At 56.0% G+C, this 22,552-nt stretch carries 19 protein-coding genes; 11 read left to right on the forward strand and 8 right to left on the reverse strand.

Annotated features, from left to right (window positions below; all coding sequences use genetic code 11):
- The first annotated feature begins 610 nt into the window (after positions 1 to 610).
- Genes nirB through J7395_RS17735 form a run of 4 tightly spaced genes read left to right on the forward strand, consistent with a single transcriptional unit; the run spans position 611 to position 7,151 of the window.
- Positions 611 to 3,079 (forward strand): nitrite reductase large subunit NirB, encoded by a 2,469-nt coding sequence (gene nirB / locus J7395_RS17720; RefSeq protein WP_209222821.1) that lies wholly within the window; start codon positions 611 to 613, stop codon positions 3,077 to 3,079.
- A 5-nt stretch (positions 3,080 to 3,084) separates the two neighbouring features.
- Positions 3,085 to 3,435, forward strand: coding sequence for a nitrite reductase small subunit NirD (nirD, locus tag J7395_RS17725; protein ID WP_071240479.1), 351 nt, complete (start codon positions 3,085 to 3,087; stop codon positions 3,433 to 3,435).
- Positions 3,425 to 6,160, forward strand: a complete 2,736-nt coding sequence (locus J7395_RS17730) for a nitrate reductase (protein ID WP_209222823.1) — start codon at positions 3,425 to 3,427, stop codon at positions 6,158 to 6,160. The genes nirD and J7395_RS17730 overlap by 11 nt, the downstream gene beginning before the upstream one ends.
- Positions 6,132 to 7,151, forward strand: coding sequence for an NAD(P)-dependent oxidoreductase (locus tag J7395_RS17735; RefSeq protein WP_209222825.1), 1,020 nt, complete (start codon positions 6,132 to 6,134; stop codon positions 7,149 to 7,151). The genes J7395_RS17730 and J7395_RS17735 overlap by 29 nt, the downstream gene beginning before the upstream one ends.
- On the opposite strand, the gene J7395_RS17740 is transcribed toward J7395_RS17735, so the two are convergent.
- Positions 7,148 to 8,344, reverse strand: a complete 1,197-nt coding sequence (locus J7395_RS17740) for a pyridoxal phosphate-dependent aminotransferase (RefSeq protein WP_209222827.1) — start codon at positions 8,342 to 8,344, stop codon at positions 7,148 to 7,150. The two genes, J7395_RS17735 and J7395_RS17740, sit on opposite strands and share 4 nt — an antisense overlap.
- Before the next feature lie 168 nt (positions 8,345 to 8,512).
- Here J7395_RS17740 and J7395_RS17745 point away from each other — a divergent pair, with 168 nt between their 5' ends.
- Both J7395_RS17745 and J7395_RS17750 read left to right on the forward strand, forming a co-directional pair.
- Positions 8,513 to 9,148, forward strand: a complete 636-nt coding sequence (locus J7395_RS17745; protein ID WP_209222829.1) for a CDP-alcohol phosphatidyltransferase family protein — start codon at positions 8,513 to 8,515, stop codon at positions 9,146 to 9,148.
- Between the two features lie 156 nt (positions 9,149 to 9,304).
- The gene (locus tag J7395_RS17750) at positions 9,305 to 10,399 is read left to right on the forward strand and encodes an ABC transporter substrate-binding protein (RefSeq protein WP_247742259.1); all 1,095 of its coding nucleotides are present in this window, start codon (positions 9,305 to 9,307) and stop codon (positions 10,397 to 10,399) included.
- Between the two features lie 47 nt (positions 10,400 to 10,446).
- On the opposite strand, the gene J7395_RS17755 is transcribed toward J7395_RS17750, so the two are convergent.
- From J7395_RS17755 to J7395_RS17765, 3 genes are all read right to left on the reverse strand, one after another.
- Positions 10,447 to 10,794: a hypothetical protein gene (locus tag J7395_RS17755; protein ID WP_007091369.1), complete on the reverse strand. Its 348-nt coding sequence runs from the start codon at positions 10,792 to 10,794 to the stop codon at positions 10,447 to 10,449.
- A gap of 78 nt (positions 10,795 to 10,872) precedes the next feature.
- Positions 10,873 to 11,127 (reverse strand): GIY-YIG nuclease family protein, encoded by a 255-nt coding sequence (locus J7395_RS17760; RefSeq protein WP_209222833.1) that lies wholly within the window; start codon positions 11,125 to 11,127, stop codon positions 10,873 to 10,875.
- A gap of 80 nt (positions 11,128 to 11,207) precedes the next feature.
- A complete protein-coding gene (locus tag J7395_RS17765; protein WP_209222835.1) occupies positions 11,208 to 11,990 on the reverse strand; it encodes an SDR family oxidoreductase in 783 nt (260 codons plus the stop codon).
- 356 nt (positions 11,991 to 12,346) lie between these two features.
- On the opposite strand from J7395_RS17765, the gene J7395_RS17770 reads away from it, so the two are divergent.
- Together J7395_RS17770 and J7395_RS17775 are read left to right on the forward strand one after the other, a co-directional pair.
- Positions 12,347 to 13,282, forward strand: a complete 936-nt coding sequence (locus J7395_RS17770; protein ID WP_209222836.1) for an AraC family transcriptional regulator — start codon at positions 12,347 to 12,349, stop codon at positions 13,280 to 13,282.
- Between the two features lie 196 nt (positions 13,283 to 13,478).
- The gene (locus J7395_RS17775; RefSeq protein WP_209222838.1) at positions 13,479 to 15,098 is read left to right on the forward strand and encodes an inverse autotransporter beta domain-containing protein; all 1,620 of its coding nucleotides are present in this window, start codon (positions 13,479 to 13,481) and stop codon (positions 15,096 to 15,098) included.
- 28 nt (positions 15,099 to 15,126) lie between these two features.
- On the opposite strand, the gene J7395_RS17780 is transcribed toward J7395_RS17775, so the two are convergent.
- The gene (locus tag J7395_RS17780) at positions 15,127 to 15,786 is read right to left on the reverse strand and encodes a 2-dehydro-3-deoxy-6-phosphogalactonate aldolase (RefSeq protein WP_209222840.1); all 660 of its coding nucleotides are present in this window, start codon (positions 15,784 to 15,786) and stop codon (positions 15,127 to 15,129) included.
- A 32-nt stretch (positions 15,787 to 15,818) separates the two neighbouring features.
- On the reverse strand, positions 15,819 to 16,796 hold the full coding sequence (locus J7395_RS17785) for a 2-dehydro-3-deoxygalactonokinase (RefSeq protein ID WP_348541244.1): 978 nt from the start codon (positions 16,794 to 16,796) through the stop codon (positions 15,819 to 15,821).
- Between the two features lie 241 nt (positions 16,797 to 17,037).
- Here J7395_RS17785 and J7395_RS17790 point away from each other — a divergent pair, with 241 nt between their 5' ends.
- Together J7395_RS17790 and J7395_RS17795 are read left to right on the forward strand one after the other, a co-directional pair.
- Entirely contained in the window at positions 17,038 to 17,427 is a 390-nt protein-coding gene (locus J7395_RS17790) for a DUF6152 family protein (RefSeq protein ID WP_247742260.1), read from the forward strand.
- Between the two features lie 3 nt (positions 17,428 to 17,430).
- A complete protein-coding gene (locus J7395_RS17795) occupies positions 17,431 to 17,904 on the forward strand; it encodes a DUF6644 family protein (protein ID WP_209222844.1) in 474 nt (157 codons plus the stop codon).
- 117 nt (positions 17,905 to 18,021) lie between these two features.
- Here the strand turns inward: J7395_RS17795 and J7395_RS17800 are convergent, their stop codons facing one another.
- Complete coding sequence (locus J7395_RS17800) at positions 18,022 to 20,490, reverse strand: hypothetical protein (protein WP_209222846.1); 2,469 nt, start codon at positions 20,488 to 20,490, stop codon at positions 18,022 to 18,024.
- A gap of 3 nt (positions 20,491 to 20,493) precedes the next feature.
- Positions 20,494 to 21,324, reverse strand: a complete 831-nt coding sequence (kduI, locus tag J7395_RS17805) for a 5-dehydro-4-deoxy-D-glucuronate isomerase (RefSeq protein WP_209222964.1) — start codon at positions 21,322 to 21,324, stop codon at positions 20,494 to 20,496.
- A 192-nt stretch (positions 21,325 to 21,516) separates the two neighbouring features.
- On the opposite strand from kduI, the gene J7395_RS17810 reads away from it, so the two are divergent.
- On the forward strand, positions 21,517 to 22,539 hold the full coding sequence (locus J7395_RS17810; RefSeq protein ID WP_209222848.1) for a LacI family DNA-binding transcriptional regulator: 1,023 nt from the start codon (positions 21,517 to 21,519) through the stop codon (positions 22,537 to 22,539).
- Positions 22,540 to 22,552: the final 13 nt, after the last annotated feature.

Genomic DNA, 22,552 nt, shown 5'->3' on the forward strand with positions numbered 1-22,552 from the left:
CCGTCATTCGTTTCGACTGCGGCTGCGCCATCGTTGCGCGCCAAAATCAAACGTCTGATCGCCCGCCATTGGACGAAGAACTGTGAGTCACCCGTCATTGGGCCAGCTTCCGTCGAAGCGGCTCACATGAAACAAGTTGTGCAAACCGTGCGCCAATTTTTTCGCAACGCGGAAGTTTTCAAATAATTCCCTGAAATTCAATACAATTTATCCACCGCAACTGCACAGACGAAAAACTCACCCCGCCTGAAAGCAGCATACTTGCACATTTTTTAATCTCATCATTTTGCGTGTGGTTATTTTTTAAACAATCACAGGTTTCGTGCAATTTTTGCTTATCCCGCAGGCATCAAAAATCTTATTTTAAATCAGTATATTGCAAGTTTTTCGGCGCAATCTGCAGTTCTGGCACGCAACTTGTATAGTAAGGGACAAGAGCGCGGGCAAGGTCGCCTGCTGCCACGGCAGAAATGCCAACCCCATATATAGAATCCAATGGCGGGTTCACCCGGATAACGACGTCCGTTGCGAGATTGCCTTTTTGACAGGCAGTGCGCACCGGGCGTTTTTTTTTGCCAATTCGCTTCCCGCGATCAGGAGCCAGAGACAAATGAACCACGTCCCTGCAGCACTTACCAAGAAACCCCGCCTTGTCGTCATCGGCAACGGCATGGCCGGCATGCGCACCGTCGAGGAAATCCTCGGTCGCGCCCCTGACAAATACGAAATCACCGTTTTCGGGGCCGAGCCACGCGTGAACTATAACCGCATCATGCTCTCCCCGCTTCTGTCGGGCGAAAAGGAATTCGACGATATCGTCATCAATACCGCCGAATGGTATCAGGAAAACCGCATCCATCTGTTTTCCGGCGATCCGGTGATTGAAATCGACCGCACCCGCAAGGTCGTCATTTCGAAAAGCGGCACCGAAACCGCCTATGACCAGCTTCTGCTGGCCACCGGTTCCGACCCGATCATGATCCCGGTCCCCGGCCACAAGCTTTCGGGCGTTGTCACCTTCCGCGATGTCGATGATGTCGATACCATGCTGAAAACCGCGGCGAATGGCGGCCCGGCTGTTGTCATCGGTGGTGGCCTTCTGGGTCTTGAGGCCGCCGTCGGCCTGCAGGCGCGCGGCATGTCGGTCACGGTCCTGCATCTGGCGGGCCATGTGATGGAACGCCAGCTTGATCCGTCGGCCGGTTACCTTCTCGCGCAGGAACTTGGCCGTCGGGGCATCAATGTCATTACCGAGGCCGACACCGCCGAAATCGTCGGCACCGATTGCGTAACCGGCGTCCGGCTTAAGGACGGGCGCATGATCCCGGCTGATCTGGTGGTCATGGCTGTTGGCATCCGCCCCAACGGGCGCCTTGCCGCAGACGCGGGACTGACCGTCGAACGCGGCATTGTCGTTGACGATGTCATGACCACCAGTGATCCGGATATCTTTGCCGTTGGCGAATGCGTGCAGCATCGCGGCCAGTGCTATGGCCTTGTTGCACCGCTGTTTGAAATGGCAAAATCCTGTGCCGATCATCTTGCCGAAATCGCAACCGATGGCTATGCCGGTTCGGTCACCTCGACCAAGCTGAAAGTCACCGGGGTTGATGTCTTTTCCGCCGGTGATTTTTCCGGCGGCGGCGAAACCGAAGAAATCGTCTTCCGCGATGCCGGACGCGGCGTTTACAAACGCATCGTTCTGGAAGACGGCAGGATCAAGGGGGCCGTCCTTTATGGCGATACATCCGATGGCGGCTGGTATTTCCAGCTGATGAAAGATGCTCAGGACGTGACCGAGCTTCGCGATACCCTCGCCTTTGGTCAGGCCTTCGCCGGGGGATCCGCCGGAAACCCTCTTGATGCCGTTGCCGCCCTGCCAGACGACGCAGAGATTTGTGGCTGCAACGGCATTTGCAAGGGAACCATCGTTTCCGCCATCACCGAAAAGGGCCTGACAACGCTTGACGAAGTCAAAGGCCACACCAAGGCATCCGCATCCTGTGGTTCATGCAGCGGCCTTGTCGAAAACCTTCTGGCGGCAACCCTTGGCGGTGATTATCAGGCCGCCGCCATCAAGCCGATCTGCACCTGTACCGATCATGACCATGACAATGTCCGCCGCCTGATCAAGGCCAAGGAACTGAAATCCATGCCTGCCGTCATGCAGGAACTGGAATGGAAATCATCGGACGGCTGCCATGTCTGCCGCCCGGCACTCAACTATTACCTGCTCGCCGCATGGCCGGGTGAATATGTCGATCATGGTGCGTCGCGCTTCATCAATGAACGCGTTCACGCCAACATTCAGAAAGACGGCACCTATTCTGTGGTGCCCCGCATGTGGGGCGGTCTGACCAACCCGCGCGAATTGCGCGCCATTGCCGATGTCGCCGACAAATTCAATATCCCGACCGTCAAGGTCACCGGTGGGCAGCGCATTGATCTTCTGGGTGTGAAAAAGGAAGACCTGCCTGCCGTCTGGGCCGATCTGAATGCTGCCGGGATGGTTTCGGGTCATGCATACGGCAAGTCCCTTCGCACGGTCAAAAGCTGTGTCGGACAGGAATGGTGTCGTTTTGGCACCCAGATGTCCATGAGCATGGCCGTCGACCTTGAAAAAATGACCTGGGGTTCGTGGATGCCCCACAAATTCAAGATGGCGGTATCAGGTTGCCCGCGTAACTGTGCCGAAGCCACGATCAAGGATTTTGGCGTTGTCGCAACCGATGGCGGCTGGGACCTTCATGTCGGCGGCAATGGCGGCATTCATGTGCGTGCGACCGAACTTCTGTGCAAGGTCACAACCGATCAGGAAGTAAAAGAATATTGCGGTGCCTTCATCCAGCTTTACCGCGAAGAAGCCCGCTATCTGGAACGCACCGCACCGTGGATCGAACGTGTTGGCCTGAAACATGTTCAGGAACGTGTGGTCGATGATGCCAAAAATCGCGCCGCCCTGTTTGAACGTTTCATGGAAAGCCAGAAAACGGCACAGGTTGATCCGTGGGCCGAACGCGCCAGCCAGGGCGTGGATGCGCACGAATTCAAATCCCTTTCCCTGATCGCAGCGGAGTAACGGCAATGACGGATATCGTAAACTGGGTAAATGTCGGACCGGTCGCCAATATCCCGCTTCAGGGGGCCCGCACCTTCCAAACCGAAACCGACCGCATCGCGATTTTCAGAACCCTTGATGATCAGGTCTACGCCCTTCTGGACCGCTGCCCTCACAAGGACGGGCCGCTGGCACAGGGGATCGTGCATGGTCATTTCGTCACCTGCCCGCTGCATAACATGGTCTTTTCGCTTGAAACCGGCGAGGCACAGGGCCCCGATGACGGCTGTGCTGCCAAGGTGGAACTGCGCGTCATTGACGGCACGGTCCATATCGGCCTGACGGCGGAACAAATCGGTCTGCGCCATGCGGGGTGAGGTTAAAACCACCTGTCCTTATTGCGGCGTTGGCTGCGGCCTGATCGTCTCCCCCACCCGGGACGGCTGGGCGGTCGGGGGCGACCCCGATCACCCGGCCAACCGGGGCCGGTTGTGCTCAAAGGGTGCCGCCCTGATCGATACGATCACCGCCGAGATGAAGCGCGATTTCCGCCTGCTGAAACCCGAAATCGACGGCAAAACCGTCGACTGGCCAACGGCAACACAGGAAACCGCGGATCGGCTGCGCGCGACCATCCAGAAACATGGCCCGAAATCGGTGGCGTTCTATGTTTCCGGTCAACTTCTGACCGAGGATTATTATATCGCCAACAAGCTGATCAAGGGCTTCATCGGGTCGCCGCATATCGATACCAATTCCCGGCTTTGCATGGCATCAACCGTGGTCGGGCACAAACGCGCCTTTGGCGCAGACGTCGTACCGGGATGCTACGAAGACCTCGAAATTGCCGATCTGGTCGTCCTGACCGGATCGAACCTGGCATGGTGCCATCCGGTCCTGAACCAGCGTTTGCGCGCAGCCAGGGAAAAACACGGCACCAAGATCGTCGTGATCGACCCGCGCAAAACCGCAAGCTGCGACATCGCCGATCTGCATCTGCCAATCAAACCGGGCAGCGACGTTGCCCTGTTTAACGGGCTGTTGGCATGGCTTGACCAGAACGGTCATTGCGACCTTCAATATGTCGCTCGCCATGTCAGCGGCTATGAAACCGCCATCGCCGAGGCACGCGCGGACTGCCCCGATATCGAGAGTACAGCCAAAAAATGCGGCCTCGATTATCCCTCCGAGATCAGTGAGTACGCCGATCATGACGGCTCGGGTCTGGGGAAACTGGAAACGTTCTTTAACTGGTTTGCCGCCTTTGACCGCACGGTCACCGTGTTTTCACAAGGTGTGAACCAGTCCAGCAGCGGCTCTGACAAGGTCAATGCGATCATCAATACCCATCTGGCGACCGGACGGGTCGGCAAACCGGGATCAAGCCCGTTTTCCGTCACCGGCCAGCCCAACGCCATGGGCGGGCGCGAGGTTGGCGGTCTTGCCAACCAGCTTGCCGCCCATATGGACCCGAACGATGTTAACGACGTTGACCGGGTCCGCCGGTTCTGGAAATCCGACATTCTGGAACCGGGCGAGGGATACAAGGCGGTTGATATGTTCCGCGCCATCGAACGCGGTGAAATCAAGGCCGTCTGGGTCATGGCAACCAACCCTGCCGTCAGCCTGCCCGATGCGGACCGCGTCCGTCTTGCCCTGTCGCGCTGCCCGCTGGTGATCGTATCGGACACGGTGAATGACACCGACACGCTGCGTTATGCCCACATCAAACTTCCCGCCGCCGGGTGGGCTGAAAAATCCGGCACTGTCACCAATTCCGAACGCCGCATTTCCCGCCAACGTCAGTTCCGCGAACTACAGGGCGACGCCAAACCCGACTGGTGGATCATGACGCAGGTCGCACGCGCCATGGGATATGGCAAGGCGTTCAAATACCGCGATCCTGCCGATATTTTCGCCGAACATGCCGCCCTGTCGGAATTTGAAAATGACGGCATGCGCGCCTTTGATATCGGCCAGTGGCACAAGGCAAAAAAATCCGCCTATGACGCCATGGAACCCTTCCAATGGCCCGCATCGCGCAAACATCAACCCGCTGGCGGGGCCGAACGCCTGTATGGCAATGGCATTTTCACCACCTCAAACGGGCGGGCCCGTATGCTGGCGGTCGCGCATAAACTGCCCATGTCGCAACCCGGCAAGGAATTCCCGCTGATCGCCAATAGTGGCCGGTATCGCGACCAATGGCACACCATGACCCGTACTGGCACCGCCGCGCGCCTTTCGGCCCATCGGCCCGAACCGCTGCTCGAAGTCAACATCCTTGATGCCAAGCGTTACAAGCTGACCGATGGCGGCCTTGCCCGGATCAGAAGCAAACGCGGCACCGCATTGATGCGCGTGTCTGTATCAGACGCCCAGATGCCCGGCGAAGTCTTCATGCCGATGCACTGGAACGATGTTTATTCATCGGCGGGCGGTATCGGGCGTTTGCCAACCGCGCATGTTGATCCCTTTTCCGGGCAACCGGAAACCAAACATATCCCGGTTTCCATCGAACCGTTTGAACCGCTCTGGCAGGGATTGCTGTTCTCCAACACGCCGGTTGATCTTTCAGACCTGCCCTATTGGGTGGCGGCAACCGGTCCCGGCTGCATGATTTACGAAATCGCCGGCGACAGGCCCTGCCTGTTCAAATCCATGTTGCCGATGGCGGCCAACAATATTGGTGATGAAAACGCCATCGAACACATCATTGAATATAACGACGGCAAAAAAGGCGTTCATCGCTATGCCCGCCTGAATGGCAACCGCATCACGGGTGCACTTTTTGTCGGCCCGGATCGCCCCGCCCTTGGCCGGGACTGGATATCGGCACTGCTGGGCAATGATGCCATCAGCGGGCCGGAACGCAATGCCCTGCTTGCCGGGCGTATGCCCGATGCAGGCGCCATCAATGATCGTTTGATCTGTTCGTGCTTCTCGGTCGGGCTGGCGGCCATCACACGCGCCATCCATGACCAGAATGCGGTCAGCACCGCCGATATCGGCCGCCTGTTGCAAGCCGGAACCGGATGCGGCTCCTGCCTGCCCGAACTCAAGGAGATTCTTGATGACGCATTACCGCGCGCCGCAGAATAAGCAGCAGTATAAAACGGCCAAACCCGAAAACCTGTATGGCCCTGAAACGGAAAACCGGGAAACCTTCCCCTTCTTTCCGGCCTTCGTCCATGTCACCGGCAAAAAGGTGGTGGTGCTGGGCGGGGGTGAGGTCGCGGCGGGCAAACTCCGGCTTTTGCTACGCAGTCAGGCCGAGATCACCGTCATCGCCCCGGAACTGTGCACCGACATCGCAACGATGGTCGATACCGGCGCGATCCGTTGGGAAGCAGCCCCGTTTGTCGATACCATGCTAAACGGTGCGGTGATGATCTTTGACGCCGCCGATGACATGCACATGACCCGCCGGGTCAAGATCGCGGCCAAACGGCGCAACATCCTTTTGAATGTCGTCGACAAGACCGAACATTGCGATTTCATCGTCCCTGCAATCCTTGACCGGGCACCGGTGATGGTTACGATCTCGACGGGCGGCTGCGCCCCGGCACTGGCCCGCATCATCCGCCAACGGCTTGAAACCACCCTGCCCGCCTCGATGTCACAACTGGCAAGCCTTGCCCGTAGCGCACGCCGTCGCGTTGCCGCCCACCTGCCCGACAATGTCGCAAGACAACGGTTCTGGACACATTTTTTCCAGAACGGTTTGCAGGACACCCACCTGACGCAAAGCACCCCGCAGGATCTTGACGCCGCCCTGACCCGCTTCGTCCCCGAAGGCAGTTCCGCCACCGTTCCGGGCGGTCAGATCCTGCATGCCGATGTCACGGCCGACAATGCCTTTGACCTTGCCCATGGCATTGCACGCGCGATTGAAACATCGGACATCATCTTCCACATGCCCGGCATCTCGCTCGACATCCTGGGCCTCGCCCGCCGCGACGCCACCGTGATCGAACTCGAAAGCACCGGCGATGACGGAAACATCAATGACGACGCCCGCGAACGCCTGAAACACCAGGCCGCCTTTTTCGCTCGCCAAGGCAGCAATATCACCTGCCTGTATCGAAACTAACGCTTCAAAAACCGCGCCAGTCCGTCCATCGCCTTGTGAATGCGGTCTTCCGATACCGCGTAACAGGCGCGGATATGGCCTGCCCCCTCTGGCCCGAATGCCTCGCCGGGCGCAAGGCCGATGCCCTCGGACAGCAAAAGATCCTTGGCAAAGGAAAGCGTATCCTCAACCCCATCAACCCGGAAAAACGCATAAAACGCGCCGTCGGCTTCGGGAAGGTGGATGCGGTTCATGTCGCGTAACCGTTCAATGATTGCCGCGCGTGCACGGCTATATCTGGCGCGAGAGCCCGCAACAAATTCCTCGCCCTGTTCAAGGGCGACAATCCCCGCCTGCTGAATGAACCCCGCCGGGCAGGACACATTGAATTCCATCAGCTTTTCAAGCTCCCCGCCAACACCCTTGGGCGCAGTGATCCAGCCCAGCCGCCAGCCCGTCATCGCCCAGCTTTTGGAAAAACTGTTGATCACCATGATCCGCGTATCGTCGTTGACATAGGGAACAAATGACGGGGCCACATCCGATCCGTCATAGATCAGGCGCGCATAAACCTCATCCGCGATCAGCCAAATGCCCCGTTCGGTGGCAAATTCGACCAGCTTTTTCTGGTCCTCCGCGGGCATCACCCAGCCGGTCGGATTATTCGGCGAATTGATCAGGATGGCGCGCGTATCGGGCGCACAGGCGGTAATGAATTCATCGATATCAAGCTGCCAGCCATCATTCCCGGACCGCAACGGCACGGTTGTCACCTGCGCACCCAGAACCTTTGGCATGGCAACAATGTTGGGCCAGATTGGGGCTGTGGTCACCATCCTGTCGCCCGCCTTCAGGATCGACTGCATCGCAATCATCAGGGCATTTAGCCCCGATACCGTCACGGTGATGTTTTCACGATCCAGCGACGTGCCATAAAGACGATTGCCATAAACCGCCAGCGCATCGCGAAGCGGCGTGATCCCCCGGTTGGGCTGATAAAAAGTATCGCCCGCCTCAAGGGCCGAAATCGCCGCCTTGCGAATGAATTCCGGGGTCGGCTGATCGGGTTCGCCAAACCATAGCGGCACGATATTTTCGCGTCCCATGCCCAGATGGGCAACCTCGCGGATCAGCGACGCGCCAATGTCACGCACGTCATGTCGAATGCCGTTTGCGGCAAACGGGGAAACAGGCAGGCTATCTGAAACGGACATCTGGGGCGCACCGATAAGGGATCAAAGGTTTTCCAACCGATAGCCAATCCCGTTTTCAACGCCCCGTCAATCGGACAATTTCCAACCGGCATCATCACGCGTGCATGATTTCCCCGAAGACCGTGATAGGATTATGATGTGCCTGCAATGATTTAACCGGAAACCAAAATGTTTGATGCCCGCCTGCGCCCCCTGATCGACAAACCGCTCAATGCCGTTGCCCGCCAGCTATCGGGAAGCGGCATCACGCCCAACATGGTGACTGGCCTTGGTTTTGTCTTTGGTCTTCTGGCTGCCGCCGCACTCGCCTTCCGGCTTGATCACATCGCGCTTGGACTGATTTTACTCAGCCGCATCATGGATGGTCTTGACGGCGCCGTTGCCCGCCATACCCAACCCCGGTCCCGCCATGCCGGATCAAAGTCACAGGAAAGCGACCTTGGCGGTTATTACGATATTGTCGCCGATTTCCTGTTTTATGCTGGTATCATTCTGGCCTTTGCCATCGGACGGCCCGAACACGCCCTGATGGCGGCGTTTCTGATTTTCTGTTTTGTCGGCACCGGATCAAGTTTTCTCGCCTATGCGATCATCGCGGCCAAAACCGGCCGCAACCATGAAAAACAGGGCAAGAAAAGCTTCTATTACCTGACCGGCATTACAGAGGGCAGCGAAACCATCCTGGCCCTTGTGCTAATATGCGTTTTCCCGCAATGGTTTAATCAGATTTCCGGGATTTTCGGGGCGTTATGTCTACTGACGACGGCGGGCCGCGTAATGCAGGCACGTCGGGACTTCGGATAAGGCAAACACCCCGCGTTCGGGAAACTTGAAGTCGTGATCGGCGCGCGCCATATCAAACAGTCTGATAACACAAACAATAATCTTCTTTTTCAACCGGTTCGGCAAAATATGAACAAGCACGAAGATCGCGCATCAAGACCGGTAAAGAAGCCCGGATTGTCCATCCGTTTTTGTGCCATCGCCGCGGCTGCGATGATGCTGTTTGGCTGCGGGGAAAGCGGCCCGATCAAAATTGGTTTCATTGCCGGTATTTCCGGTGACGGTGCCGATACCGGAATTGCGGCACTTCATGCGCTTGAACTTGCCGTCGAACAGGTCAACCAGCAAGGTGGCATTCACGGTCGCAAACTTGAAATCATCGCACGCGATGATCAGAAAAATCCCGAAACGGCAAAGGCAGCGGTTCGCGAATTCAAGGAACTTGGCGTGACCGCCATTATCGGACCAATCATAAGCTCGGTCGGCATGGCAATGCTGCCGGTGGTCAACGAACTTGATATCGTGACCATTTCACCGACCGCCTCCGCCGCAGAATTCACCGGCCTTCGCGATAACTTTTTCCGCATGAATTCAACCACGCGGGAAAATGCCGATGCCTACGCCAGACGCAATATCGACAAGGGGCGCATGCGCATTTCCCTTGCCCTGGACGGTGAAAACGAAGCCTTCACCGAAAGCTGGTACCGCGAATTCCTGCTGACCTTTGACAAGCTTGGCGGTCGGGTTGTCTCGAAAGTCTGGTTCAACACCGCCAATACCACCAAACCGGATGTCGCCCGACAACTTCTGGCCGATAATCCCGATGCGATCATCTTTGTTGCCAACGGTGTCGACAGTGCCGAACTGGCAAAGGAAATCCGCAAAACAGATCAAGATATCCCGCTTTTGACGGCCGAGTGGGCCGGAACAGAGCAATTGATCACCCTTGGCGGGGACGCTGTCGAAGGCATGGAACTGCTGCAAACCTATGATCGTTATGCCACCAATCCGCGCTATCAGAAATTTGTTGCCGATTACCGTCAGAAATTCAATGAACAGCCCGGCTACACCAGTGTCCTGGCCTATGACGCAATGACGGTCCTGACCGCCGCCATGGAAACCCGGAACCCGGATCAACCGCTTTCCGATGCCCTTGCAACCCTGCCACCGCAACAGGGCCTGCATCAGGAATTGATGTTTGATCAGTTCGGCGATGGAAAACGCAATGCCTATTTCGTGAAAATCAAAAACGGGCAGTTCATTCTGGAATAAAAAAAGCCCCGGCGGATCGGGGCTTTTCGTTGGTCCGGATTGACAGATCAGTGATCTGACTCTTCGACAAAATTCTCGGCAAGGCCGGTATTGTATTCCATGCCCTCGCGGGTCAGGACGATGCTGGCCGGGTAACCTTCACGCACCAGTCCCTTGCGCGCCAGGGCAACCCAGACCGCCGGGTTGGCAAAGCCGCTGGCGTCGCGCGCGGCAACCACAAACTTGCCGACATGAACATGATCGCCATGCGCATGCGGAATACGCAAAAGGGTCGCATCACCGGTGGCCTCGTCAATCGAACCCGAATTCGGGTCCTTGGCGATAATCTGCGCCAGCACAAGCGTGCGCAGCTGCAGGTTATTGAGCTTCAGCGGATTTTTGCGTTGTACCGGCATGATGTCGTCCTGATGATTTGAAACTGTTGGCCCACATATCTGCGAGTGCGCGCAAATATTCAAGCCCTGATTTGTTTATCACGCACCACCTGCCAGCATTTTGCGCAATTTCCGGTCACGCTTTAAATGCCATTCGCGGCTCATCGCCTCGCCAAAGGTGCGGAACCGTTCAACATAAACAAGCTCCCATTGCCGCCCGCGTGTCGTCTTGGCTCCCTTCCCGCTATTGTGCGTGGCAAGCCGGGCCTCGACATCGGTTGACCAGCCGACATAGGTGCGCGGGCGAGGAACCTCCCGCTCGCGCAACACATAGACAAAGGTGAATGACGCCATGCTAGCACCACCCTTTACGCCAGGCATTTGGTGATATGCTGGATTTCGTTGCAGACCGCCCTGTAGCGTAAGAAGACATATCAGCCCATGGTCGAGTTGAAGGCCCCACCATCAAGCAGAATGTTTTGACCGACCATGAATTTTGCGTGTTCACTGCACATGAAGGCACAGGTCGCCCCGAAATCAATCGGGTCACCAAAACGCCCGGTCGGAAGACCCGCCTGTGTTTTGGCGCGCGCCTCGTCAAGGCTGATATCCTCGCTCTTCGCCCGATTGGTCATCAATGCATTGATACGGTCGGTATCATGTTGCCCCGGCAGCAGATTGTTCATGATCACGCCATCCTTGGCCACCTGGCGTGCGGTCCCGGCCACAAAGCCGGTAAGGCCTGCACGTGCCGCATTGGAAAGCCCCAGATGCGGGATCGGCGATTTGACCGAACCCGACGTGATATTGACGATCCGGCCCCATTTGCGCGAAATCATGCCCGGCAAAACCGCGGTCGCCAGCAGGATCGGGGTCAGCATATTGGACTGAACCGCCGCTTCCCATTCGGCCTGCCCCCAGTCCGACCAGACACCGGGCGGCGGGCCACCGGCATTATTGACCAGAATATCGGGCATGCCTTCGGCCGCCAGAACCTTGTTGCGGCCCTCTTCGGTGGTGATGTCACACGCAACCGTGGTGACTTTCACACCAAACGTATCGCGGATATATTCCGCCGTTTCGTTTAACGGCCCTTCGGAACGCGCATTCAGCGTCAGATCAACGCCCGCCTCGGCCAGTTTGATCGCGCAACCACGCCCAAGTCCCTTTGATGACGCGCAGACAATCGCCTTGCGGCCCTTGATTCCCAGATCCAATGGATCCTCCCATTCTGGAGTTCTTGCAATGGCAGGAATTTAGACCGCGCGCCTTCAAGGGTCAAACGCACTTCCACAATTTGGAATGATTTAAAAACCGAATATTCCAAAACACACGAGCAATGCGCACAATCATTGTGTTCTGCAGCTTGGGAAAGGAAGCATTTTGTAACGTATCGGACGTTTCCGAGCCACAAAGTGCTGTCTTCTGTTGCAGGCTATTGGTTTGTATCTTACCGTATAGGTAATAAACAGGCAGCCTGAATCAAAGGCTTAGATCGTCTCGGTTGCTTGCTAGGGACACAGCATAGCGCATGGTATTGCATTCGAAATTCACAGTAATTCGGTCAAAAGATTTGGCTGAGCTACAGGAATTCGTTTCTGATTTTTCTTCACCACTGCGACTCAGGATCAATCGAAAAGGGGACGAGATTGATGCCGATATGGCGCTTGCCATGATCGGGAACCAACCGTTTTTGCATGGAACGTTCGGGACTGCACGTGTCGACTGGCAGTCTGCCGGGGAAGGCAGCGATACAATGATGCTGTTTGTCCCGACCGATGGTTGGGGCGAAATCACCCACCTTGGCCGCACGTGGGATCTGACACCCAACCAAGGCATGATGCGCGATCTAAGTATCGAGACAACAGCCTATCAGGAACAGTTTCATTCCTATGTCCTGCCGATCTCTAAAACCCGGATCAGGGAACATGCAAGAAACCTTGGTGGGGAGCTTATGGGACTTTACCCGATAGAATTTGATCCGGTTGCCAATCTTACGACCTCCGGTGGGCAAATGATCCGGCACTATATGCAATTTCTGGCAAGTTCCCTTAATCACGGGCTGATGGATAAGCCAAATAAATTAGTGACTTCACAGGCCTGCGATCTTTTGCTGACACATATACTGACCCAACTGAAAAGCAATGTGCAGGATATCCTCACCGGTCAGGAAGTTTCGCGTGTCGTTCCTCGCCATGTCAAGCGCGCTCAGGACTATATCCATGCGAACCCGTCTGAAACTCTTGACATGGTGTCATTGTCAGAAACTGCCGAGTGCAGTTACCGCACTTTGCAACGCGGCTTCATTGATGCCTTTGGGCTGACGCCGCGACAGTATATTCGCAAGGTTCGTCTACAGCTTGTTCGCAATGATCTGATGTCAACTGACGTCACGGACCCAGTTGCGACCATCGCCCGGCGATGGGGCTTTGGCCATATGGGACGTTTCGCACAGGAATATATACAAGAATTTGGCGAACGTCCGACCAAAACAGCACGCGAAGCGTAGGCCAAAATATCCGATTTCGGACACCACTATCCACTTCACGACAAAAAGTAATCGTCGCAGAAATCCGCGATTGTATGACGCGTGGTTGTTACCTACACCACGTGGTAACAGGTGCTGGGAAAACAGCGCAAAAACAATTCAACAGGATGTCGGACAAGCTTTGTCATTTTCTGAAAGGCTTCTGCAAGGTCACCCCATGAAGATCGCTTATATACGCCCCCGGTTTTCCGCGTGGCTGGTGCTGATGGCACTTGCCTGTCCAATGGAAGAGGCCAAGGCAGAAGAAGGCGACACTCCCAAATGGGGACCGCATCTTGACCTTGAAGACAAGGCAGGCACAAACCGTAATCTGGGTGAAGTCGATCTTTTCATGCCGCTTCTTCAGAATGAAGATACGCTGTTCTTTACTAATTTACGTACGCGCATGGATGATGGCAGCAGTGTTGAAGGCAATTTTGGCGTTGGACTACGGCATATGCTTGGCAGTGGCTGGAATGTTGGCGGCATTGCTTATTTTGACCGGCGCAAAAGCGAATGGGATAATTATTACAATCAGATCACGCTGGGGCTTGAGGCGCTTTCAACCGACTGGGATTTTCGTACCAATGCCTATGTGCCGCAGGGCAGTCGTGTTCGTAACGTGGACGCCTTGAACGAGGTCAGCCTGTCGGGCACAACCATCAGCTTCCGTGGCGGCGAAGAACGCAGCATGGCTGGCTTTGATGGCGAAATCGGTTGGCGTCTACCGGTCTATGAACCAGAAGCCCCCCAGCAAATCAGACTGTTCGCCGGTGGATATCATTTCTTTGCCGACGAGGTCGCGGACATAACCGGCCCACGACTGCGGGCTGAAATGACATTCGACGAGGTCCCCTGGCTTTGGGACGGATCACGCTTTTCCATCGGCAGCGAATGGCAACATGACAATCCGCGCGGTTCACAAGGTTTCGTGACGGCACGCCTTCGTATTCCGCTGCAATTCTTTGGTTCAGGCCGTAAACGCCTGACACCGATGGAACGGCGCATGACTGATCCGGTGGTCCGTGACATTGATATTGTCAGCCAAGCTGGCGCCTTCGGCCCGGTTGAAACCGCCACAGAAACAGCCGATGGCCAAACTTTGACGGTTATCAACGCCTCATCGGTGGCCGATACAGGTGAATTCAATACTGACCTGGGAACAGCAGGGGCCAATACGGTTATCATTGACGGAACAATTGATGTAACGACCCAGGTAAATATGGTTGCCGGTCAAACGCTGGTCGGGTCCGGCAATATCACTGTCAAATCCCCTTCCGGTCGCGAAGCGATCCTGACTGTCTCTGGCGGCAAAATCGCGGCGACGAACACCGGTAGCCCCTATGCACTGCTTATGAGGGACAATACCAAACTGATCGGAATGACCGTCAGCAATTCGGATAATGGCGGGACTGGCATTTTTGCCGTTCGCGCTGACCATACAACCGGCGTCACAATCGAAAACAGTACGCTCACGGCCTTCGGTGCGACGGGGGGCGGCGTCGGCATTGATGCGCGTAGTTCAACCAATCTGGTGGTCCGCAATAACGCCATATCGCCATCATCCAATACCGCCGGTGCGGTCGGAATTATCATTTCAAGTTCCAACAATCCCACCATTGCCAACAACACGTTTTCGTTTTCAACAGGTACCCTTAAAACTGTTATTTCTTCTAGTGGCGCAGGAACAACAAGCTTCAACGCTGCCTCTACCGGGAACACGACAAACGATGGCAGTTGCGGCCTTTCTGGCGCGACGATAGGCTCTGTGGGCTTTAGCACCATCACCTGCCAATAGAACAAACGTTTGTGAATTGATCAAAAGCCTAGCCAAACACCGCATCATGCGCTCTGACATAGGCAATGGCGGCCTTTGAAACGTCACTGGCCGCCATACCGGGCTTATAGATGCCGGACCCAAGACCAAAGCCGTCACAACCGGCCTTGGCATAGGTCACAAAATCATCCGGCCCGACCCCGCCAACCGCATAGACCGGCATGTCTTTTGGCAATACGGCGCGCATTGCCTTGATGCCCTCCGCACCGATGATGCTGGCCGGAAAGATTTTAAGCCCGCTTGCACCGGCCCTGATCGCGGCAAAACATTCGCTCGGTGTCAGAACACCTGGCCATGATCCCATGCCAAGTTCCCTGGTTTTGGTGATGACCGCGCTATCGCAATTGGGCGACACGATGAACCCACCCCGTGCCGCCTTGACCCGTTCGACGTCATCCTCGGTCAAGACCGTACCGGCACCAATCAGGGCCGCATCACCAACTTCTGTCTTCATCGCCACAATGCTTTCAAGCGGTTCTGGCGAATTCAGCGGCACTTCGATCATCGTGATCCCGGCATCGACAAGGGCACGCGCCATTGATGCCGCCTCGTCGGGTTTCACACCGCGCAGGATGGCAATCAATCGGCGATGCGACACGGGGGTTGCCGCGTCCGTGATCTGCGAATTGACCGAAGTCGGATATGCCATTTTACACCTGCAAAACCTGAAAAAAGATACTGTTACGATATGTTTATCACGCGATAGGCACTTGCCAGACCAGCGATCGTGATCGCCTCGCCATCCACTGCATCGGCATCAAACCCATGGGCTGCCAGTGCCTTGCGATATAGTCCCGCCAGTTTGCCATCGCCGATCAATGCAATCTGGGTAATCTGGCTATCCCTGCCAAGATCACGAACCACATCGGCAATTTCCGATCCGATGACCGCACCGGAAAGGACGGAAGCCCCCGGCTGGCTTGTGGCATCGGCATTGCCGACCAATCCGCTGGCGCGCACGGTAAATAACCTGTGCAGGAAGCCGGTTGGCGCGCTTGCCGCCTCGCACACGGTTTGCTCGAACACGGCATCATCCCACCGGTCATCCATCGAATGACGCAGGATCGATTGCTTTGACAGCAGGGCAAAGACCTCGCCCGTCATATAGGTTTTAAATCCGCGGATCGCACCGCCGGAAACCCGCGCCCATTTCGAATGGGTGCCGGGCAAACAGACCCAGCCATCAAATGCCGGGTGGGCCGCCAGGAACCCGACAAGCTGGGTTTCCTCGCCGCGCATCACATCGGGATCATCAATCTGTTTAAGGCCCGGCAAGATCGCAACATCGATCCGCGGATCGGAAATATCGGGCCGAACAGCCCCCGATGCCAGTTCTTCGGGGCGCACCGGCACGGAACAATAAGGCGCTTCAAGCCACCCCTGCTTTGCCCCGGCCATGCCGCAGATAACAACCTGCACCCGCACAGTCGCATCACGCGGCAACCACCGATCAATCAGGCCAATCAGCACGCCCTCGAAACTAAGCGCATCATCGGCGGCAATGGCATTCATGCCAAGCGGGCTTGAAGCCTGATCAAGGATGTTGTTGCCATCATCCATCGCCCATGCGCGAACATTTGACGTCCCCCAATCCACTGCAATCCATGCCGGATGTGCAGGCTGCGATGACGGGGAATGCAAAGACGGAGATACGGCCACATTGATCCTCATATTATTGTTATCGGCGCTATATCCTCATACAATTTGAACAGAACCCGGTCAATCATCATCCGGATCAATCGCCGACGGGGTAACAGGAAATCCACCGCACTTATCATCATCGCTTGCGTCTTAATTGAAGTCTCACACGCTTGTGAAATCATAAGGCGATAAATTTGTGTCATTCTCTCCGGGTTTGAGGGGGCGGCATATGCTCAATCCAGACAGGAGATACAGAAACATGCCCACTCGTATCTGCAAGGCTTTCATGCTTGCCGTGACGGTCATACTGATCACCCCGTCCCTGCCCGCCTTCGCCCATCACGGCTGGTCCTGGGCAGAAAGCACCCAGATGACCCTTGAAGGCACAATCGAAAGCATTTCGATGAACCCGCCCCATCCGTCATTAACGGTCAAGGATGCCGAGGGCACGGCCTGGAAGATCGACCTCAGCAACCCCAATCAGACGGCAAGGTCGGGCTTTACCGGCGATAGCGCCCGGCCCGGTGATGCGATTACCGTGATCGGAAACCGGAACAAGGACCCGGCAGAAGCACATATGAAAGCCGTCCGCATCATCATCGACGGCCAGAATTACGATCTGTATCCCGAACGCATTCAGGGAAACTGACGTTTGCAGGAACTTGCGACCTGGCTGGAGGCAAGCCCCCTTGCCACCGCATTACGTAGCCCGGGGCCGCTTTATATGCTGGTCAATGCCGCGCATATTCTCGGGCTTTCATTGCTGATCGGTGCAATCGTTCCGCTGGATTTGCGACTTGTCGGGATCATTCGCAGGCCCGATATCCGGGTGATCGGACCGTTCCTGTCGCGTTCGGCAGGATGCGGTTTTTTGCTTGTTCTTCTGACCGGTCCGGCACTCTGGTCGGTCAACGCGGTCGAGTATCTCGACAACACGGCTTTCCGATGGAAGATGCTGCTTGTCGCACTGGGTATCGCCACCATTGTAATACAGCATGTCGCACCTGGCTGGCGCCATGCCATCACGACCGGCAGGATAACGCGCCCAACCCGTATCATGGCCGCATTATCGCTGCTGATCTGGCCCTCCGCCCTTCTCGCGGGGCGATGGATCGGGTTTCTCTGATCTCCTTGTGACACCAGGCATTGGCCTGTTTGCGAGTTCAAAATTCAAAAGGCCGGAACAGCACTTCTGCTATTCCGGCCTTCATCATTCAGGAGCCGACGGGAGGTCTCGGCTCCCTCACTGAACCAGCGGCAATTCCTTGCGGTCGCCCTCAAGCGTCCATTCCATTGGATTAAGAGCACGGCCCTCGGCCGATACGACGCCGCTCTGATGGAACGACACCGTGCCATATTGCGTATCTTCGATACGATATGTGCCATCCGTATCGACATGAACCTTGAGCTCATGATCGGCTGCAAATTTCGCCAAATCACGGCTATGGCCCAGCCGGACAACCCAGATGCTATCACGTCCGGAAAGACGCAATTCATGCCCGGCTGAGCCGCCTGTTTGCACAAGCTCCAGCGGACCGGAAGCTGATACAATCAACGCCCCCTCGCCCGAACGTGCCCACGCCCGATGTCCATCGACATGCCATTCATCAAACGCCAATGTCGGGAACCATGCATGGGTAAAATCAGGTTGCGGCTCCACACCCTCAAACCGGACAATCGCAAGATCGCGATATTGCTGAACGCGCGGAACACTTGCCGATCCGCCCCAGAAGGACGGGCGACCAAAACCGGATTGAACAATTTCGCCGGGATGGTTGACAAATATCTGTGCGCCCGGTTCGCGACCGATCCGCGCCTGAAGAAGCGTTTCCTGATATCCCCAGTCCCCCCAACGATAAAGTGCGGCACTTCCCATCGCGGTTTCACTGGTTTTGTAATGATACAATCGGCAAAACGCATTTTCGCCCTGCCAGAAAGTCCATTCCTGCGCGGTATCGCGTTTCCCCCAGCAGGCAATGTCGGCAAGATCAGGCAATTCAAGCCCATGATCACGCAACGCCAAAGCCATCTGGGCCAGGCAATTCACATGCGCCCCAAACTGCCCTTTGCCCCACAACAATCTGGCAAGACCGTTTAGTTCCAAAGTATCGGCGACGCAAAGTGAATGTTCGTAGCTACGGCCCTGCGCCCCGGTAATGACGCCGTGATGCGCCGAATTGGCAATCATGGTGATCAGTCGGGCAATGGCACCAGATGCCCGTTTCCGAATGACTTCGTCGGGTGCAAGCGCAAACAGGGCCGCCAGCCCTTTAAGATCAATCGGGAAATAGGTTCCGGAATTGAATTCCGCCATTTCGGCTGCTTCGAAATGATCGAACCACGCCATCAGGCGCTCATAACCGGCCTGTTTCTGTGCGATGCCATTGCGATCTGCGCGCCGAAAATGCGACTGCGGCAAAAGATTCCCTGCCAGATAGGCAGAAGTATGGAACAACAATGCATGGTTTTCCGAGAAATACCACTGAACATCGTTGCCCGGCTCATCCATCCAGTAACGGAATTCCAGAATGGCGGCATCGATGCGCGCGACCAAAGATGCAGGTAGCCGATCCGCAAACACAATGCGTGTCCACAACAGCGGAACCAGCGCAAAATCAGCACAGTCAAAACACTGCTCGATCCCCGGCAAAGCCGTGTTGATGATTGCCTCGGCACGCGCCAACGCCACCTCATCCCCGACGGCCGCACAGGCAAGTGCGGTTTCGGTATCGGTTTCACCGTTCTTTGCAATCCATGCAAGGCTTTCGGCAATGCGCGCCTCAAGACTTTCCGGTGCTGGCCCGGTTACAGAGCGCCAACTGACTTCCGCGCCAAGCCGGGCTTCGGATGCAAAATCGCCGCACTGGAACGCAAATCCGAAATACCGGTAATCTGCCGGAAAATCGTTCGACGATGCCAGACGCACACGATCTGCCCCCGCGGGAATTTCAAACGTCACATCATCATGATCATGCGACATGAAATGACCGGCAACCCTGACCCGGCCGCTAACCTTGTCCGGAAACGGCACAGGCATGACAAGCCAGATATCATCACTGTCATAGAATTTACGATCAAGATGCATGGCATCAACAGCCGCCTCGACCGCATATACGCTCTCAGGTTCCGCCGGAAAACAATTCCCCGCCTCTGCCTTTGGTCCATCAATCCAGGTAAGCGCAATACGGATAACCGCATCGCGCTCGCACAGATCTTCAAACTGGACGGCAACCTCGTTGTGGCCCTGTTTCAGATCGGCCTCAAACTCGACCTCGTCCATGGCGTTACGGGTCGCGGGCGAAAGCCACGCAACCGCCCGCCCGTTCACATACACACGCGCGGCCCCACAAATACCCAATCGCAACCGCGCTGGGCCTGCATCCATGGCATTGATCGCCGTTCTCGCCCATCCCTGAATATGGGTTGCCCGGAACCAGAACCCCGAAAGATCAAGAAACGGTGATCCGCCTGGCAAAATATTTCTTGCCTTCCACCAGTCAGGGAACGGCAGTTCGGCAATTTCTTTGCCCCGGCGTTCGGCAATATAGACGGTCCGGCAAGGATAGGTATGCGGGATGAAATTCTTTTCCTTTGTCAGGAAAAAGGTTGAATCCATCTCGCCTTCCATCGGCATATCCGCCACATCATATGCCCGTTCTTCAAGCGACGTGACCTGCCAATAAGGAACGGATGCTCCGGATTTAAGCAGCATGACTTAACGCAGCTCCTTAATGGCAACCGGCGAAACATCGGTATATTCCTGATTTTCCCCGGTCATGCCCCAAACGAAACCATACGGCCCGGTACCGGCCCCCATATGAATGGACCAGGCTGGCGAAAGGACGACATCGCCATTTGCCACAACCAGATGGCGGGTATTGTCCGGGCGCCCCATGAAATGCATAACCCGGTCTTCATCCGAAAGATCGAAATAGCAATAGGCCTCCATGCGGCGCTCATGCAGGTGCGGCGGCATGGTGTTCCAGACAGAACCTTTCGCCGGATCGGTAATGCCCATCAGCAACAGACAGGATGGCGCGACCTCTGGATGAATATACATCGCCAGGGAACGGCGGTTGCTTTTCTCGGCATCCCCCATCTCAAGGATTTTGGATTCTGCACGCGTAATCAGACGCGTTGGCACGGAATGCCCCGCCGGAACCGAATTCATATAAAAACGCGCGGGGTTATTGGTATCATCACTGCCCAGCGAAACGGTTTCAGCACCACGGCCGATATAGAGAACATCACGGTTTGCAAGCTCATACCGCGTTCCGTCCACCTCGATCCAGCCCGCACCGCCAAGGTTCGCAATGCCCATTTCACGTGCATCAAAGAACAGGTTCGTCCCGACATCTTTGCCATCGCCGAAGCCAAGCGCCTTTTCTCCGGGTACGGCACCACCGACAATCATGCGATCAAAATGAGTGTACGCAAAGCTGATCTGGCCCGGCGTAAATAGCCCTTCGACCATAAAATTCTCGCGCAACTGCGACGTGTTCATTCCATCGATCTGATCGGGACCGGCACCATAGCGTTGTTCCATAGCCACGGGATATCTCCTAAGGATTTTCCTGCACGTTCCGCCACCGTTTTTGCCGGTGACACACTTTATAAATTCGCAGAAGCAGGAAGATCGCCTCCCCTTCCGCACAAGAAAAAACATCACACCAAGAAATTTTTCGTGCAATATGTAAATAAATTCCACAAACTGGTGAGAATCAGGAAAGGGCAAAACATGGCACTTAGCGGACGCACGAAGATAAGCGACATCGCCTCGCGTCTTGGGGTTTCCACGGCAACGGTATCACGCGCCCTAAGCGGCAATGGTTATGTCCGGGAACATCTCGCCTCCAGAATCCGGGCTGCTGCCATTGAAATGAACTATGCCGTTTCAAGCACCACTGCCGGGCAAAAGGTCCTGATTGTTTCCTCGCAAGAGGCCATGATCGATTTCAAACGCAGCCAGTTCACCATGTATGTTCTTGAAGGGGTTCGCGAACGCGCCGAAAGCCGTGACATACGGATAGAGTCTTACATCTATCAACCCAATCAGCCCTTCGAAGACCTCTATAAAGCAGCACAGACACCCGACTTGATTGGGCTGCTGCTTGTTTCCGTCGATGATGCGACACTTGATTTTGTGCGCACCTCGGATATGCCTGCCGTCCTGGTCAATGGTGACGATCCGGAAATGCAGCTAAGCTCGGTCACGCCGTGCAATCGATCGGCGGCCTCCTTGGCGACCAAACATCTGATCAATCAGGGACACCGCCATATCCTGTTTCTCAATCGCCCCGGCAGGCGCACAATTAAGCGCCGCCTCGAAGGATGGCGTGACGCGATGGACGAACATTACAATCCCGACTATGTGATTGATATCGACGACTGGACCGCCGAAGCCGCCAGCCAGCGCATTACCGAGGTCATCGAAAGCAACCTTTCTTTCAGCGCCATTGTCGCTGCTGGCGATATCCTGGCCGTCGGCGCTGTTTCCGCCCTGCAATCTAAGGGCTATAACGTCCCGAAAGATGTTTCTGTGGTCGGCATTGATGGTCTGCCCCAGGGCCAATACATGTCGCCAGCGCTTACATCGGTCAAAATCCCGATGCAAACAGTCGGCGCGCTGTCGCTGGATCTGCTGATTGAAACCTGCCGACTGACCAATGCCGATATTGAAATGCCCGCACGCCGGATCGAATTGGCGTGCGAGCTGATTAGTCGTGAAAGCGTCTGTCCGCCACCGAAAAAGCTACGCTGATGGATGGGGAACC

This window comes from Thalassospira sp. A3_1, assembly GCF_017744215.1.
In the GTDB taxonomy this organism is placed as follows: Bacteria; Pseudomonadota; Alphaproteobacteria; order Rhodospirillales; family Thalassospiraceae; genus Thalassospira; species Thalassospira lucentensis_A.